The organism is Streptomyces sp. SAI-170, from assembly GCF_049739565.1.
In the GTDB taxonomy this organism is placed as follows: domain Bacteria; phylum Actinomycetota; class Actinomycetes; order Streptomycetales; family Streptomycetaceae; genus Streptomyces.
Genome location: NZ_JBMGQD010000001.1, coordinates 5,922,678 through 5,937,304, shown reverse-complemented (window position 1 = coordinate 5,937,304; position 14,627 = coordinate 5,922,678). Strand labels below are relative to the sequence as shown.

Here is a 14,627-nt window from a genome sequence, read left to right as displayed (position 1 = left end):
CGTAACGGATCGTCGTTCACTGGTCACACACCGCTCGTGGGGTCAGAAACCCTTCTGGCGGCTTCTCGAAGAGAGGAGCAGAACGTAATGACATCCGAACCGCCCCGCAGGCCACCCGACATCGCCACCGACCGTACGCTCAGCCTGCCGGCGCCCGTCCCCGGCGTACCGAGCCGGGCTCTCCGGATACGAGCGGCGAACGGCTGGGAGAGGTTCATGCGCCGCGTCGAGACCCAGCGGGACACCGGTACGTGAACCCGGTGGGCTCCGACGGCTACGAGCGACACCCTCTCCTGAACACGACCGTCCGAGACGTCGCGTCACGCGGAGAAGGTGTGCTCGTCGCCGTCACACACGCACTTCACAGCCACGGCACGGTCCGACTCGCGTACATCCGGCCCCCGTCCGGAATCGAGTGGACGACGGCCGCAGACAACATTCAACCCGCCTTTCCCTGAGGCAAGCGCCTCATCTCCGCCCTCCAAGGAGTCCTATGAGCACCTCCGCCTCTCCGACCCTTACCCGCCCTTGGGGCGCGAGCCGGCTCGCGCCCTACCCGACCACCGTCCGTCGGCCGCACACCACCGTCAGCATCGACGCCGAGACCCAACTCGGGGTGTTCCGCGACCGTGCCGGACAGGTGGTCGAGATGGGCAAGCACGGCACCAGCTCCGGCACCGAGACCTCCACGACGACGAACTCGGACTCCCGGAACGACCAGGGCCACGACCAGGACAGCAGTCAGGACTGACGACCGTGACCGAGAAGAGGCCGGTGCTGGTGGCCACGGAGGCGGATGACGTCACCGCTGACATGGTGATCGGCGAACTCAACCGGCGCCATGTGCCGGTGGTCCGGTTCAACCTCGCCGACATCGGAGGGGACCTCACGGTCTCGGCTCGGTTCGGCACGTGCCCGACCCCAGTGGTCGGGCACGTGCGCACCCCGTCGAGAACCGCGAACCTGGCCTGTGTTCGATCGGTGTACTGGCGCCGCCCAGAGTGGCCGTCTTTCTCCCACCTGTCGCCGGATGACTCCTGTTTCGCTGCGGCGCAGGTCCGCTACGGGCTTGGGGGCATGCTCTTCGCCTTGGACGGCCCTCTCTGGGTCAACCATCCGTTGCGCATCACTGCGGCCGACTACAAACCCGCTCAGCTCGCTCTCGCCCAGCAGCTCGGCTTCAACGTCCCGCGTACCCTCGTCACCAACGATCCGACCGAGGCGCGCGAATTCCTCCGCAGCCAAGGTGACGGGATCTTCAAGACTCTGCGGTGGACCCCCTACGCGCGTGACGGCGTGCCGGTGACCGGATGGGCCGACCCCGTCACCCCTGACGAGATCGACGACAGCGTTCGGGTCGCGCCCCACCTGTTCCAGGCCCGTGTGGACAAGGTCGCCGACGTTCGCGTACTGCTCGTGGGCCGGCACACGTTCGCCGTACGCATCGACTCCGAACTGCTGGACTGGCGCAAGGACTACAGCGCGCTCACCTACACCGTGGAGCACCTTCCGGACCGGGTGGACAAAGCGCTGCATGCCTTCCTGGACCGACTGGAGCTGGTGTCGGGAAGCTTCGACCTCGCGATCGACCGAGCGGGGGACTACTGGTGGCTGGAGCTCAATCCCAACGGACAGTGGGCATGGCTGGAGACCGAGACCGGCCTCCCGATGTCCGCCGCTTTCGCCGACCTACTCGCACAAGGAGACCGCCGATGACCGACCCGGCATCCGAACGACGTCACTTGGCAACCGCGCTCGTGAACAAAGGCGTCCTGAAGGCCTCCTGGCTGCGTGCGGCCGTCGAGACGGTCTCCCGGGAGCAGTTCCTCCGCCCAGGAGTCTTCCTCGATGAGGGTCGGACCTGGCGGCCCGTCACCGCCGACGGTGCGAACCCGGACGACTGGCTGAAGATCGCGTACAGCGTAGACACCCTTACCACCCAGCTCGACGGTCATCTCACCGCCGACCAGGCCGGCGGACCCGTCGTGGGCGTACCCACGTCCTCCTCGACCGACCCGGCCACCGTCGTTGGCATGATCGAGGCACTGGACCTCTCGGCGGGCCACCGGGTCCTGGAGATCGGTACGGGCACCGGCTACTCCACCGCCCTGATGTGCCACTACCTCGGCGAGGACAACGTCGCCACGGTCGAGGTCGACGCGCAGGTGGCCGCCCGCGCCGATGCCGCTCTCGAAGCCGTCGGCTTCTCGACGTGGACGGTGACGGACGACGGGCTCCTCGGCCACCCGTACCGGGCACCGTACGACCGCGTCATCGCCACCTGCGCGGTCCGCCGCATCCCGTACGCCTGGATCAGGCAGACGAACCTCGGCGGCATCGTCCTCGGCACGGTCGGCTCGTGGCCGTGGGGAACCGGTCTGGCGAAACTCACCGTCGGCGATGATGGGACCGCAGAGGGCAGGATCGTCGGGCGCTCCTCCTTCATGCAGGCGCGGGCCCAGGCGGTGGCCCCTCTGGCGGGCGACCTATCCGCCCGGAGCGCGTACGCCGACAGCGAGCGGCGCGTTCTGGTGTCGCCTCTCGTCCTGGAGGAGTGGATGCCCGCATTTCTCGCGCAGTTGGCCGCGCCGGGCGCTCAGTTCGTCCGCGCGACAGGCGGTGACGGCTCGCCCTTGCGGTACCTGTTCGATCCGGAGAGGGAGTCGTTCGCCGAATTCCTCGTCGACGGCGAGAGCTGGACCGTCCGCCAAGGCGGCCCGGTGGCCCTGTGGGACGACGTCGAACGCTCGCTCGTCGCCTGGCAGGACGCCGGGGCGCCGGAGATCGACTGCGTACGGCTCCGCGTGACGCCCGCGTCCCACCAGTACTGGATCGACCAGGCCCCCTCCCTGCGCTGGGAGGACCGGATCACCTGACCCACTACGTTCCGGACATGGACGACGAACCGCTCTCCCAGTGGGCCGAGCGTCGCGACGCGAGGATCGGGCAGCTCCGCGCCGTACCTCTGTGACCGGCGACGGGTGGCGCCGGGACGGTCCCGCGCTCAGAGGCTTCGGGATCTCCCCAGTTTCTCCCCAGCGCCAGGATTCCAGCCGATCTGGAGGACATATACGCAGGTCAGTGACCTAGGCGGCAGACGAGTCGGGCTGTACGCCGGGTTCTGTTCCCGGGGTTCCTCGCGGAGCCCCGGGCGACGGCCATCCATCTAGGGCCGGTGTTGCCACCGGCCTCGTGCGGTCTACCCGCGGACTCGGGCGGGCAGCCCTCGAACGTCCGCGCAGAAACACCGGGGTGTTTCCTTTTGACCTTGCTCCAGGTGGGGTTTACCTAGCTGCCCAGGTCACCCTGGGCACTGGTGGTCTCTTACACCACCGTTTCACCCTTACCCACCACCGAAGTGCTGGGCGGTCTGCTTTCTGTGGCACTGTCCCGCGGGTCACCCCGGGTGGCCGTTAGCCACCACCCTGCCCTGTGGAGCCCGGACGTTCCTCGGGGAGCCCCTCAAGGGGATTCCACGCGGCCGCCCGCCCGGCTCGTCTGCCGTGTCGACCATGTTACCGGCCTGCGGGAGGCGGATGTCGCCAGCACCGAGCCGGCGAGGATGAGGGAGAAGGCCACGGCTATGGATGCCGTCAGGGATTCGTTCAGGAACAGGGCGCCCGCCGCCACCGCCACCGCCGGGTTGACGTACGTGATGACCGTCGCGCGCGTCGGGCCCGCCTCCTTGATCAGCTCCAGGAAGGCGACGAAGGCCACCGCCGTGCAGATCACGCCCAGGCCGGCGAGGGCCGCCAGGGCCTGGCCGGAGGGCATCTGCGCAGGCCAGCCGGCCGCCGCGGCGGGGGCGTAGACGACCGCCGCGAAGGCCAGGCAGGAGGTCGTCAGGTGCAGGGACGGCACGTCCTTCAGCCAGCGGGCCGCGATCAGGGGCGCTGTCGCGTAGCCGACCACCGTCAGCAGCACCTCGGCCAGGGAGCGGGCGTCGCCGCCGGTCAGGTGCGGGACCGTCAGGACCGCGACTCCGCCGAGGCCCAGGGTCAGGCCTGCCACCCTGCGCATCCCCAGCCGCTCGGTGTCGCCGAAGAAGCGGGCCAGGGCCACGCCGACGATCGGGACGCCCGCGATGAGCAGGCCGGCGGTGGAGGAGGAGAGGTGGCGTTCGGCGTCGGTGAGAGTCCACCAGGGGCCGACGATCTCGATGCACGCGAAGGCCAGCAAGGGGCGCCAGTGGGCGCGGACGGTGTCCGTGAGGCCGCCCTGGCGCAGGGCGAAGGGCAGCAGGAGGGCGGCGCCCAGCGCACAGCGCGTGAACACCACCATGGACGGGGACAGCTCCTCCACCGCCACCTTGATCATCAGGTAGGGGATGCCCCAGACGACTCCCATCAGGGAGAACAGGAACCAGCCGCGTGCAGTCATACGGCGAGTTTCGGCCGGACCCTCAGGAGCTGTCTTGAACGCTGTTGCGGTACGCCGCCGGCGTCACGCCCAGCACCCTGCGGAACCAGCGCGTCAGATGCGCCTGGTCGGCGAAGCCGACGAGACCCGCCACCTCGGCCGGCCGCAGCCCGGCGTCCAGCAGACCGCGCGCCCTCGTCACCCGGTACTGGGCGAGCCAGGCGTACGGCGGCACCCCCATCGTCGTACGGAAGGCACGCAGCAGCTGATAGCGGGACAGGCCCAGGTCCGCGGCGAGGTCGGCCAGGGAGGGCGGGGCGAGCAGTTCGTCCGCGAGGCGGTCCCGTACGGCGACGGCGATGCGGTCGGCGCCGGGGACGAGGTCGGTCGTCGCGCGGGCGGTGGAGTGGCGGCGCGTGAGGGCCGTGAGCAGCCACGGCAGCCGCGACTCGGCCTCCAGCGGGTCCGGGCACGCGGCCAGCTCGGTGTGCGTCAGCCGCAGGGCGGCGGCCAGCTCGGGGTCGTCGAGGAGGGGCTCACGGAAGTGCGGGGAGCCGAGGGTGCCCTCGGTCAGGAGGGAGGGCGCGGCGTACAGGGCGCGGTAGGCGTAACCGCCGGTCGCGGAACCCGGTCCGCCGGTGTGCATCTCACCCGGTGCCAGGACGACGATCGAGCCGGGGCCGGTGCGTATGTGTCCGCCCCGGTAGTCGATGATCTCGGACCCGCCGACGCACACCCCGATCGTGAACTCCTCATGCGCGTGCGGGGCGTAGACGTGGCGCTGGAAGCGGGCTGTCAGAAGGTCCAGCGGCGGGCCGCATCTGCCCAGCCGCGCCCTCGTCCACAACGCCTGCTCCGCCACCCCGCGCACCCCTTCCGGTCCTCAGGGTGCAACGCCGGACGGGTCAGAGAAAGTCCGCGGTCTCCAGGTCGAAGGAGAAGGGGGCGGGGAGGGGAAGTGGCTTGCCGAAGGCCACCTCGTGGATTTCCTGGTAGTCGGTCGTCTCGGGGGCGCCGAAGAGAGTGGTCCGCGCGGTGTCACGGTCGACCAGGAGGTAGAACGGGATGCCGCCGCGGGCGTAGCAACGACGCTTGACCTCGCGGTCGGCCGCGGGCCTGGAGTTCGTGACCTCCAGCACCATCGCGACGCCCTCGCACGGCATCCACGGGGCGGCGCCTCGAAAGAGCCCCAGGTCGTGGGGCACCAGCGTGCCATCGGGGATCACATGATCCTGGGGGCAGCCGTCCGCGTTCCGCAGCAGCAGCCCCTTGTTGCCCGAAAAGCCCAGGTCTGTGCCGGATCGGCTGAGCATCTGATGCACGACCTGGCTGACGCAGTGCTCGTGGTGGCCGTCCGGCACCGGAGTCACCACGATGTCCCCCTCCACGAGTTCGAGCCGCAGGCCCTCGGGGGTGTCCAGGTCGACGAACCAGTCCAGCAGGATCTTCTGCGTGATGGGGTCCATGGCCACAGCGGTAATGCCCTCTCTCCTGGGGGCTCACCACGCTGCCGCGTCGCGAATCACCGTGCCGGGAATCCCGCCGCCGTCACTCCATCGTGGCGGCTTGACCCTGCCGCGACGTCACCCTCTTCACTGAACCCATGCGTATCGGAGAACTCGCCGCCGCCGTGGGCGTGACCACGCGGACCGTGCGGCACTACCACCACCTCGGGCTGCTGCCCGAGCCCGAGCGGCTCGGCAACGGCTACCGGGACTACACCCTGCGGCATGCGGTCGTGCTGGCGCGGATCCGGCGGCTGACGGAGCTGGGGCTGGGGCTGGCCGAGGTGCGGGACGTGCTGGCGGAGGACGCGGGGAAGGACCTGGTGGAGGTGCTGGCCGAGCTGGACGAGGATCTGGCGCGGCAGGAGGCCGCGATCAGGGAGCGGCGGGCGCGGCTGAAGGTGCTGCTGGAGGCGGAGGAACTGCCCGCGGAGGCGCCGGTGTCTGCGGAGCTGGCCGCGCTGTTCCGGCAGCAGGCCGACCCGGACTCGCCCATGGCCGCCAAGGACCGGGAGATCCTCGCGCTCATCGACACCGGCGCGCCACCCGAGGTACGGGAACGGATGGCGGCGGCGCTGAGCGGCGCGCTCGGCAGTCCGGAGGCGGCGGCGCGGGCGCAGGAGGCGTACGCGCTGCTGGACGCGCTCGTCGACGCCGCGCCGGACGATCCGCGGGTCGCGGAGGCGGCGCGGACGCTGGCAGGGGTCATTCCGCGCGGGATGCTCCCGCAGGACGCGCCCGTCGAGGCGGACCACAGCTTTCTGCGCGCGTTCCTCGCCGACTTCGCCCCCGCTCAGGCCGCCGCGATCCGTCAGGCGCTCGCCCTGCTCGGGCGGCCGGCATGAGGCTCGTGCTGCGGCTGGCCGCGCACGAGGTGCGGTTGCTGACCAGCCTGGTCCGGTGGGTCGCCCGGCGGCCGCACCTCGCCGGCGGGCGGGCCTTCGGGTACGCGCGTGGGGAGGGGGCGGTGCTGTTCGGATTCGCCTTCGTGTGCGTGGTCGAGACGTTCACCATGTCGGTGCTGCTGCGGGGCTGGCCGACCGTGCACGCCGTGGTGCTGTTCCTGGACGTGTACACGGTCGTCGTGGTGATCGGGCTGCACGCCGCGTCCGTCGTACGGCCGCACCTGCTGGAGGCGGACGCGCTGCGCGTGCGGTACGCCGCCCATGTGGACCTGCGGATACCGCTGGCCGCCGTCAGCGGCGTACGGCGTGAGCTGCGGACCTCGCCGGGCCGTCGGGCGGGTGAGCTGGATGTCGCGGTCGGGCATCGGACGTCCGTGACGCTGGAGCTGGCCGAACCCGTCACCCATGTCACCTTTCTGGGGCAGCGCCGAGAGGTCACGGTCGTACGGCTGCACGCCGACGACGACGCTCTCCTCGTGGCGGAACTCACGCGGGCACGAAACGGATCTTCGCCGATCCCGGGTCGGCCTGGGTGAGGCGGACGCGCAGGCGTTCGCCGAGGGGGAGGTGGTCGCCGTCGATGCGGCCGACGACCGCGGGGGATTCGAGGTGGACGGTGCCGGTGGTCGGCTTGCCGTCGGCCACGTCGATCACGCAGGCGTCGAAGACCTCGCCGATACGGTCCTTCAGAAGGGCCGCCTCGACGATGTCGACGCACTCCCGCTCGACCTGGGCGGCGCGGCGGCCGCCGTCGGTCATCTGCTGAGGCAGGGCGTCGAGGGCGGCGAGGACCCAGTCGGGGGCGGGACGGTCGGCCAAGGCGGCGAGGCAGAGTTCGGTGGCGTAGCGGTCGGTGAGGCGGCGCAGGGGGGCCGTGCAGTGGGTGTAGGGGGCGGCGACGGCGGAGTGGGTGGTGAGCGCGGGGAGCGTGCCGTCGCGGAAGACGGTGTAGCCGGCGCCGCGCAGGAGGGTGGTGCACTCCTGGAGGAAAGCCGCGTGGCGGGGCTCGTGCGGGTCGAGGGAGCGGACCAGCTGGGCGTACGAGACGTGGTGCGGCCAGTCGATGTGCAGGGCGGTGGCGGTACGGCGGAGCCGGCCGACCGCGCCGTCGGGGGCGGCGGGGAGGGTGCGCAGCACGCCGGTGCCGGACGACAGCATCAGATCGGCGGCGGCCATGCCGGTGAGCAGGGAGAGCTGGGCGTTCCAGCCCTCGGCGGGCAGCGGGGCGCGGTAGGCGAGGTCGTAGGTGTGGTCGTGCTCGGTGATCTCCTGCTCGGGCACGTCCAGCGAGATGCCGCCGCGGTCCACCTCCAGCCCTTCGCGCAGCAGGCCGACGGTCCGGAGCAGGGCGAGCGGCTCCTCGGCGGTGCCGCTGTCGATCTGCCGCTGTACGCCCGCGTAGTCCAGCTTGGCCCGGCTGCGCACGAGCGCGCGGCGTACGTCGACGGCGAGCGGGTTGCCGTCCGCGTCGAGGTCAAACGTCCACAGGGCCGCCGGCCGGGTCTGTCCGGGCAGCAGGCTCGCGGCACCCTCACTGAGCTGGGCCGGGTGCAGCGGGGTCTTGCCGTCGGGGAAGTACAGGGTCATCACCCGCCGGTGCGCCTCCGCGTCCAGGGCTCCGCCGGGCGCGACGAAGGCGGCGACGTCGGCGATGGCGTAGCGGACCCGGTAGCCGGTGCCCTGCCGGGACAGGTGCAGGGCCTGGTCGAGGTCGGTGGAGGCGGGCGGGTCGATGGTCAGGAAGGGGATGTCGGTGGCGTCGTACGACGGCAGCACCGGCTCCCGCGCGGCTCGCTCCGCCTCGGCGAGCACCTCGGTCGGGAAGTCGGCGGGAATCCCCAACTCGGCACGCAGCGCGGCGAGCGCGGCCCGCAGCGGGGCTTCGGGAGCACCGGTCACGCGAATGGGACGGCGAGGCATACAGCGAGCGTAGGCCGGGGGTGGGCGGGCGGCACGCCGTACGCTGTCCCGAGCCGTCCCCCCGAAGGTCCGAAGGAGAAACACCCGTGCTCGTCCTGCTCCCGCCCTCCGAAGGCAAGGCCGCGTCCGGTCGTGGTGCGCCGCTGAAGCCGGAGTCGCTGTCGCTGCCCGGGTTGGGGGAGGCGCGGGCGGCCGTGCTGGAGGAGCTGGTCGAGCTGTGCACGGGGGACGAGGAGAAGGCCCGTGAGGTGCTGGGGCTGAGCGAGGGGCTGCGGGGCGAGGTCGCGAAGAACGCCGGGTTGCGCGGCGCGGGCACGCGTCCGGCCGGGGAGATCTACACGGGCGTGCTGTACGACGCCCTGGACCTGGCCACGCTGGACACGGCCGCCAAGCAGCGGGCGGCGCGTTCGCTGCTGGTGTTCTCGGGGCTGTGGGGGGCGGTGCGGGTCACCGACCGTATCCCCTCCTACCGCTGCTCGATGGGCGTGAAGCTGCCGGGCCTCGGCGCGCTGGGCGCGCACTGGCGCAGGCCGATGGCCGAGGTGATGCCGGAGGCGGCCGGGTCGGGGCTGGTGCTGGACCTGCGGTCGGCGGCGTACGCGGCGGCCTGGAAGCCGAAGGGCGAGGTCGCGGCGCGTACGGCGTCCGTACGCGTGCTGCACGCGCCCACGCGGAAGGTGGTCAGCCACTTCAACAAGGCGACCAAGGGGCGGATCGTGCGCAGTCTGCTCCAGGCGGGCGCCGTGCCGGGGAGCCCGGCGGAGCTGGTGGAGGCGCTGCGGGAGCTGGGGTACGTGGTGGAGGCCGAGGCGCCCGCGAAGGCGGGGAGCTCCTGGTCGCTGGATGTGCTCGTGGAGGAGATCCACTAAGGCCCCGATCAGCGCATTGCAGCATGCGCAACGCTCTTTGCGCATGCTGCACACCAACGGCAGGATGAGGCGCATGACCTCAGTCCTGGAGCTCTCCCCTGTCGTCCCCGTGGTGGTCGTGGAGGACCCCGCCGACGCCGTACCGCTGGCACGTGCCCTGGTCGCGGGCGGGCTGCCGGCGATCGAGGTGACACTGCGGACGGCCGGGGCTCTGGACGCGATCCGGGCGATCACGGACGGGGTGCCCGGGGCGGTCGTCGGCGCCGGGACGGTGATCACGCCGGCGCAGGTGGCGGAGGCCGTGGGGGCCGGGGCGCGGTTCCTGGTCAGCCCGGGCTGGACGGACGTACTGCTGGAGGCGATGCGGGCGTCCGGGGTGCCGTTCCTGCCGGGGGTGTCGACCACGTCCGAGGTCGTGGCGCTGCTGGAGCGCGGGGTGCGGGAGATGAAGTTCTTCCCGGCTCAGGCCGCTGGCGGCACGGCCTATCTGCGCTCGCTCGCCGGGCCGCTCCCCCAGGCCCGGTTCTGTCCGACCGGCGGCATCGGGCCCGCCCTCGCACCCGAGTACCTCGCCCTGCCCAACGTCGGTTGCGTGGGCGGCAGTTGGATGCTCCCGGCGGACGCGGTGGCGGCCCGCGACTGGGACCGCATCGAGCGGCTCGCGCGGGAGGCGGCCGGGCTCAGCGCAGGTGGGACGTGTCGTTGAGCAGGCGCAGGCTGGCGTTGCCGTCGGCGTAGTAGGCGATCACCGACAGGGACGCCGCCGACAGCTCCATCCGGAACATCGACTCGGGCGGGGCGCCCAGGGCGAGCCGGGCGAGCGTCTTGATCGGCGTGACATGCGTGACCAGCAGGACCGTACGGCCCGCGTACGCCGCCACCAGCTTGTCCCGGGTGGCCGCGATGCGCTCGGCGGTCTCCGCGAAGCTCTCGCCGCCGCCGGTGGGGTGCGCCTCGGGGTCGCCGAGCCAGGCGTTCAGGTCCTCGGGGTGACGCTCGCGCACCTCGCCGAAGGTCAGGCCCTCCCACGCGCCGAAGTCGGTCTCCCGCAGGCCGTCCTCGATCGTGACGTCCAGCCCCAGCCGGGCCGCCACGATCCCCGCGGTCTCGCGCGTCCGGGCCAGCGGCGACGCCACGATCTCCTGGATCGTCCCGCGCCGGGCCAGCGCCACGGCGACCCTCTCGGCCTGCTCCCGCCCGACCTCGGAAAGGGCCGGGTCGGTCCCTCCGCTGCCGGAGAACCGCTTCTCGGGCGTCAGCGGCGTCTCCCCGTGCCGCAGCAGCACGAAGGTCGCCGGCGCGCCCATGTCGGCGGGGGCCCACCCCGGGGACGACGCCACGGCCTTGGCGGCGCGGACATCGGTCCCGGCCTTCGCGGGGGAAGGAGACGGGGAAGAAGGGGACGGGGAGGGGGAGGCGCTCGGAGGCCCGGGCGCGGCAGCCGCCGGAATCCCACCGGCCGGCTGAGATGCCCCCACCGGCTGAGATACCCCGGCCGACTGAGGTGCCCCCACCGGCTCAGGCGCCCCCACCGGCTCAGGCGCCCCCACCGCCTGCGATGCCTCCATCAGCCCAGATGCCTCCGCCAGCCGGGACACCCCGGCCGCACCCGCATCCATCGCCTCGTTCGCCAGCCGGTCCGCGTGCTTGTTCAGCTCGCGCGGGATCCACTCGTACGAGACCCGGTCGGCCGGGAACACCCGGCCCGCCGCCAGGGCGAGCGGCTTCATGTCGGGGTGCTTGATCTTCCAGCGGCCCGACATCTGCTCCACGACGAGCTTGGAGTCCATGCGGACGTGCACGCGGCCCGCCGGGTCGAGTGCGTGCGCGGCGCGCAGCCCGGCCAGCAGCCCCCGGTACTCGGCGACGTTGTTGGTGACGACCCCGAGGAACTCGGCCGCCTCCGCCAGCGTCTCCCCCGTCACGGCGTCGAAGACGACCGCGCCGTAGCCCGCCGGGCCGGGGTTGCCCCGCGACCCTCCGTCGGCCTCGACGATGAACTCCCGCACGTCGACGACCTCTTAGAGCCCGGACTCGGCCGTACGCACCAGGATGCGGCGGCAGTTCTCGCAGCGCACCACGGTGTCGGACGGGGCCTTGCGGATCTCGTTCAGCTCGGTGATGGCGAGCTCCTGGCGGCAGCCCTGGCAGGTGCGCGCGTACAGCTTGGCCGCGCCGATGCCGCCCTGCTGCTCGCGCAGCTTGTCGTACAGCTTGAGCAGGTCCGCGGGGATGGTGCCGGCGACGACCTCGCGCTCCTTCGTCACCGAGGCCGCCTCGCCGTCCAGCGACTCGAAGGCCGCGTCCCGGCGGGCGGTCGCGTCGTCGATCTTCGACTGGACGGAGGAGACCCGCTCGGTCAGCTCGGCGACCCGCTCCTGCGCGGACTCGCGGCGCTCCATGACCTCCAGGACGACGTCCTCCAGGTCGCCCTGCCGCTTGGCGAGGGAGGCGATCTCGCGCTGGAGGTTCTCCAGGTCCTTCGGGGAGGCGACCGCGCCGGAGTCCAGGCGCTTCTGGTCGCGGGCGGCACGCTGGCGGACCTGGTCGACGTCCTGCTCGGCCTTGGTCTGCTCGCGGGAGGTGTCGCTCTCCTCGGTCTGGGCGGCGACGAGCAGGTCACGCAGCTGGGTGAGGTCCTTCGTCAGCGACTCGATCTCGGCGTGCTCGGGCAGCGACCGGCGCTTGTGGGCGAGCTGCTGGAGCCGTACGTCGAGGTCCTGGACGTCGAGGAGGCGGATCTGGTCGGCGGGCGCGGCGTTCAGTTGGGGGCTCCAAGGGAAGGGGAGTGGATGGTCCAGGGGTCGGTGACCGTCTTCGAGACGTGGACGCGCAGGTCCCAGCCGTGGCGGTCGGAAATCTCGTCGAGCTGGGCGGCGGCCAGCTCGCACCAGGGCCACTCGGTGGCCCAGTGCGCCGCGTCGAGCAGCGCGAGGGGGCTCTGGGAAACGGCCTCGGACGCCGGGTGGTGGCGCAGGTCCGCGGTGAGGAAGGCGTCCACGCCGGCCGCGCGCACCTGGTCGAAGAGGCTGTCGCCGGAACCGCCGCTGACGGCGACCGTGCGGATCAGGGCCTCGGGGTCGCCGGCCGTGCGGATGCCCTGCGCGGTGGCGGGCAGGCGTTCGGCAGCGCGCGCGGCGAACTCCCTGAGCGGCAGCGGGTGGTCCAGCTCGCAGACGCGGCCGAGGCCCCGACGGCCCTCCGGGTCGGTCGGGTCCGGCACGAGCGGTCGTACGACACGCAGGTCCAGGGCGCCCGCGAGCGCGTCGGAGACGCCCGGGTCGGCGGTGTCGGCGTTGGTGTGGGCGACGTGCAGCGCGATGTCGTTCTTGATCAGCGTGTGCACGACCCGGCCCTTGAAGTGCGAGGCCGCCACGGTCGTCGTACCGCGCAGATAGAGCGGGTGGTGGGTGACCAGCAGGTCCGCGCCGAGCTTCACCGCCTCGTCGACGATGTCCTGGACGGGGTCGACGGCGAACAGGACCCGGGTGACCTCCTGGCCGGGGTCGCCCACGACCGTGCCGACCGCGTCCCAGGACTCGGCCCGCTCGGCGGGCCACAGGTTCTCCAGCGCGGCGATGACTTCAGACAGACGGGGCACGGGGCAAGGCTACCTGGCCGTTTCCGGCGAATGTACCCGTGTGGACGTGTGCGGGCAGCCGGGCGGACCTGGGCGGGCACCCCGGCCATCGGTACATCCCGGACAGTGGCACCCGTTCACCCCGAACAGCACACATGCCCCCGTTTCCTCAGGCGAATCCGCGTGCGGCCACCCTTATGTGTGAAGCGGCAGCCCGGCGGTCCCACGTCTGTGCGTGCGAAAACTAGCTTCGTGGCCGGAGGTGACCGACCGATGACGGCCTGTGCGATCGAACCCACTGCGGCGGACGCGGACGACCCCGACCCGGCGGCGGGGTGTGTGATCACGGCGGACGGCGCGTACGCCGCCCGGCTCGCCCGCAGCGGCGACTCCTGGTTCCCGGAGCGGTGGACGCTGGACGGCCCCGAGCCGTACGCGGTGCCGCTGCCCGCCAACCAGCCGGAGGAGCCCGGCACCGAGGTGCAGCCGCTGGCCGACGGGCGGGTGCTGATCAGCCGGGCCACCGACGGACGGCATGTCTTCTCCCTGCTGTACCCGACGGGGCCGGGCACGGGCGAGCTGCTGCTGGGCGCGGTGGAGGGCCGGCCGCGGCTGCTGCCGCCGGCGCCGGGCGGCGACCGGGCGTACGCCCTCACGGTGGACGCCCGCTCCAGCACGCTGTGGCTGGTGGCGGGCTCGGCCTTCGGGCCCGAGCGGGTCGCGCAGCTGCCGGGGCGCTGCTCGGGCGGGGTGTGGCTGGACCGTACGGGGCGGCTGCTGGCGCTGGACCAGGAGTCGGGGGGCCGTACGAAGACGGTCGTGGTCGACCTGGCGCGCGGCGGTGAGGTGTCGCCGCTGTTGCAGATCGCCGACGGCAGCGACGACCGGCTGCTGTGCGCCGACCCGGACAGCGGACTGCTGCTGATCAGCTCGGACGCGCCTTCGCCGGGCCGGGCGCGGCTGGGCTGGGGCGTGCTGGGCAGCACGCTGCCGGTGCGGTTCCCGGAGTGCCTGCGGGTGGAGGGGTGCGCGGTGACGCCGTTCGCGATCCAGCCGGGGCAGGTACTGACGCCGGAGAGCTGTGCGGTGGCCCTGCGGGTGGACGGGCCGGTGGGCACGTGGCTGGGCGTGTGGCGGCCCGCCGACCGGCTCGTACGTCATCTGCCGGCGCCGCTGGGCTGGCTGGTGGGGGCCGGGCTGTGGACGGAGGGCGGCGCGCTGCGGCTGCCGTACGCGACCGAGGACACGCCCTGTGGTGTGGCCGAGTGGGCGAAGCCGTGGGAGGAGACCGAACAGCCGACGGAATCGGGGGCGCCTTCGGCCTCGCCGCAGACGGCCTCCGGGGACGCGTCCGCAGGCTCGGGCGACGCACCGGGCGAGCCTCCGGAACCGGACCCCCCGGCTCCCTCCGCACCGCGTCCGGTGCCGTTGCAGCAGGCGCCGTTGGGGCGTCTTGTAACGAAGTAGTGGCGGTTGGCGTGGCCGCCTG

General features: G+C 72.4%; 16 protein-coding genes, 1 other RNA gene and 1 pseudogene. 10 read left to right on the top strand and 8 right to left on the bottom strand.

The window, feature by feature from the left end; all coding sequences use genetic code 11:
* Nucleotides 1–87 precede the first annotated feature (87 nt).
* The 5 genes from RKD23_RS26680 to RKD23_RS26660 all read left to right on the top strand — a co-directional run bounded on the left by RKD23_RS26680 (nucleotide 88) and on the right by RKD23_RS26660 (nucleotide 2,971).
* The gene (locus RKD23_RS26680; RefSeq protein WP_424855976.1) at nucleotides 88–255 is read left to right on the top strand and encodes a hypothetical protein; all 168 of its coding nucleotides are present in this window, start codon (nucleotides 88–90) and stop codon (nucleotides 253–255) included.
* A 238-nt stretch (nucleotides 256–493) separates the two neighbouring features.
* The gene (tgmA, locus tag RKD23_RS26675) at nucleotides 494–751 is read left to right on the top strand and encodes a putative ATP-grasp-modified RiPP (RefSeq protein WP_424855975.1); all 258 of its coding nucleotides are present in this window, start codon (nucleotides 494–496) and stop codon (nucleotides 749–751) included.
* A gap of 5 nt (nucleotides 752–756) precedes the next feature.
* Nucleotides 757–1,716 carry an ATP-grasp ribosomal peptide maturase gene (gene tgmB, locus RKD23_RS26670; RefSeq protein ID WP_424855974.1) on the top strand — a complete coding sequence of 320 codons (960 nt, stop codon included), beginning with the start codon at nucleotides 757–759 and terminating at the stop codon, nucleotides 1,714–1,716.
* Complete coding sequence (gene tgmC / locus RKD23_RS26665) at nucleotides 1,713–2,876, top strand: ATP-grasp peptide maturase system methyltransferase (protein WP_424855973.1); 1,164 nt, start codon at nucleotides 1,713–1,715, stop codon at nucleotides 2,874–2,876. Before tgmB ends, tgmC begins: the two co-directional genes overlap by 4 nt.
* A gap of 17 nt (nucleotides 2,877–2,893) precedes the next feature.
* Complete coding sequence (locus tag RKD23_RS26660; protein WP_424858345.1) at nucleotides 2,894–2,971, top strand: DUF6087 family protein; 78 nt, start codon at nucleotides 2,894–2,896, stop codon at nucleotides 2,969–2,971.
* A gap of 123 nt (nucleotides 2,972–3,094) precedes the next feature.
* Here RKD23_RS26660 and rnpB read toward each other — a convergent pair.
* The 4 genes and pseudogenes from rnpB to RKD23_RS26640 all read right to left on the bottom strand — a co-directional run bounded on the left by rnpB (nucleotide 3,095) and on the right by RKD23_RS26640 (nucleotide 5,825).
* Nucleotides 3,095–3,497, bottom strand: an RNA gene (rnpB, locus tag RKD23_RS26655) — RNase P RNA component class A.
* A gap of 103 nt (nucleotides 3,498–3,600) precedes the next feature.
* A pseudogene (locus tag RKD23_RS26650) lies at nucleotides 3,601–4,317 on the bottom strand (DMT family transporter); the annotation flags it as partial.
* Nucleotides 4,318–4,402: 85 nt separating this feature from the next.
* The gene (locus tag RKD23_RS26645) at nucleotides 4,403–5,221 is read right to left on the bottom strand and encodes an AraC family transcriptional regulator (protein WP_424858343.1); all 819 of its coding nucleotides are present in this window, start codon (nucleotides 5,219–5,221) and stop codon (nucleotides 4,403–4,405) included.
* Between the two features lie 43 nt (nucleotides 5,222–5,264).
* On the bottom strand, nucleotides 5,265–5,825 hold the full coding sequence (locus tag RKD23_RS26640; protein ID WP_424855972.1) for a Uma2 family endonuclease: 561 nt from the start codon (nucleotides 5,823–5,825) through the stop codon (nucleotides 5,265–5,267).
* Between the two features lie 137 nt (nucleotides 5,826–5,962).
* Here RKD23_RS26640 and RKD23_RS26635 point away from each other — a divergent pair, with 137 nt between their 5' ends.
* Together RKD23_RS26635 and RKD23_RS26630 are read left to right on the top strand one after the other, a co-directional pair.
* On the top strand, nucleotides 5,963–6,709 hold the full coding sequence (locus RKD23_RS26635) for a MerR family transcriptional regulator (RefSeq protein ID WP_424855971.1): 747 nt from the start codon (nucleotides 5,963–5,965) through the stop codon (nucleotides 6,707–6,709).
* Nucleotides 6,706–7,305, top strand: coding sequence for a hypothetical protein (locus RKD23_RS26630; protein ID WP_424855970.1), 600 nt, complete (start codon nucleotides 6,706–6,708; stop codon nucleotides 7,303–7,305). The genes RKD23_RS26635 and RKD23_RS26630 overlap by 4 nt, the downstream gene beginning before the upstream one ends.
* On the opposite strand, the gene RKD23_RS26625 is transcribed toward RKD23_RS26630, so the two are convergent.
* Entirely contained in the window at nucleotides 7,256–8,689 is a 1,434-nt protein-coding gene (locus RKD23_RS26625; RefSeq protein WP_424855969.1) for an RNB domain-containing ribonuclease, read from the bottom strand. The genes RKD23_RS26630 and RKD23_RS26625 overlap by 50 nt on opposite strands.
* A gap of 86 nt (nucleotides 8,690–8,775) precedes the next feature.
* On the opposite strand from RKD23_RS26625, the gene yaaA reads away from it, so the two are divergent.
* Together yaaA and eda are read left to right on the top strand one after the other, a co-directional pair.
* Complete coding sequence (gene yaaA, locus RKD23_RS26620; RefSeq protein WP_424855968.1) at nucleotides 8,776–9,558, top strand: peroxide stress protein YaaA; 783 nt, start codon at nucleotides 8,776–8,778, stop codon at nucleotides 9,556–9,558.
* A 73-nt stretch (nucleotides 9,559–9,631) separates the two neighbouring features.
* The gene (gene eda / locus RKD23_RS26615) at nucleotides 9,632–10,264 is read left to right on the top strand and encodes a bifunctional 4-hydroxy-2-oxoglutarate aldolase/2-dehydro-3-deoxy-phosphogluconate aldolase (protein WP_424855967.1); all 633 of its coding nucleotides are present in this window, start codon (nucleotides 9,632–9,634) and stop codon (nucleotides 10,262–10,264) included.
* On the opposite strand, the gene RKD23_RS26610 is transcribed toward eda, so the two are convergent.
* The 3 genes from RKD23_RS26610 to RKD23_RS26600 are packed head-to-tail and all read right to left on the bottom strand — an operon-like array spanning nucleotide 10,239 to nucleotide 13,159.
* Nucleotides 10,239–11,567, bottom strand: a complete 1,329-nt coding sequence (locus tag RKD23_RS26610; protein WP_424855966.1) for a bifunctional RNase H/acid phosphatase — start codon at nucleotides 11,565–11,567, stop codon at nucleotides 10,239–10,241. The genes eda and RKD23_RS26610 overlap by 26 nt on opposite strands.
* A 12-nt stretch (nucleotides 11,568–11,579) precedes the next feature.
* A complete protein-coding gene (locus RKD23_RS26605; protein ID WP_424858341.1) occupies nucleotides 11,580–12,323 on the bottom strand; it encodes a zinc ribbon domain-containing protein in 744 nt (247 codons plus the stop codon).
* A complete protein-coding gene (locus RKD23_RS26600) occupies nucleotides 12,320–13,159 on the bottom strand; it encodes a Nif3-like dinuclear metal center hexameric protein (RefSeq protein WP_424855965.1) in 840 nt (279 codons plus the stop codon). Before RKD23_RS26600 ends, RKD23_RS26605 begins: the two co-directional genes overlap by 4 nt.
* 252 nt (nucleotides 13,160–13,411) lie before the next feature.
* On the opposite strand from RKD23_RS26600, the gene RKD23_RS26595 reads away from it, so the two are divergent.
* Nucleotides 13,412–14,605, top strand: coding sequence for a hypothetical protein (locus RKD23_RS26595; protein ID WP_424855964.1), 1,194 nt, complete (start codon nucleotides 13,412–13,414; stop codon nucleotides 14,603–14,605).
* Nucleotides 14,606–14,627: the final 22 nt, after the last annotated feature.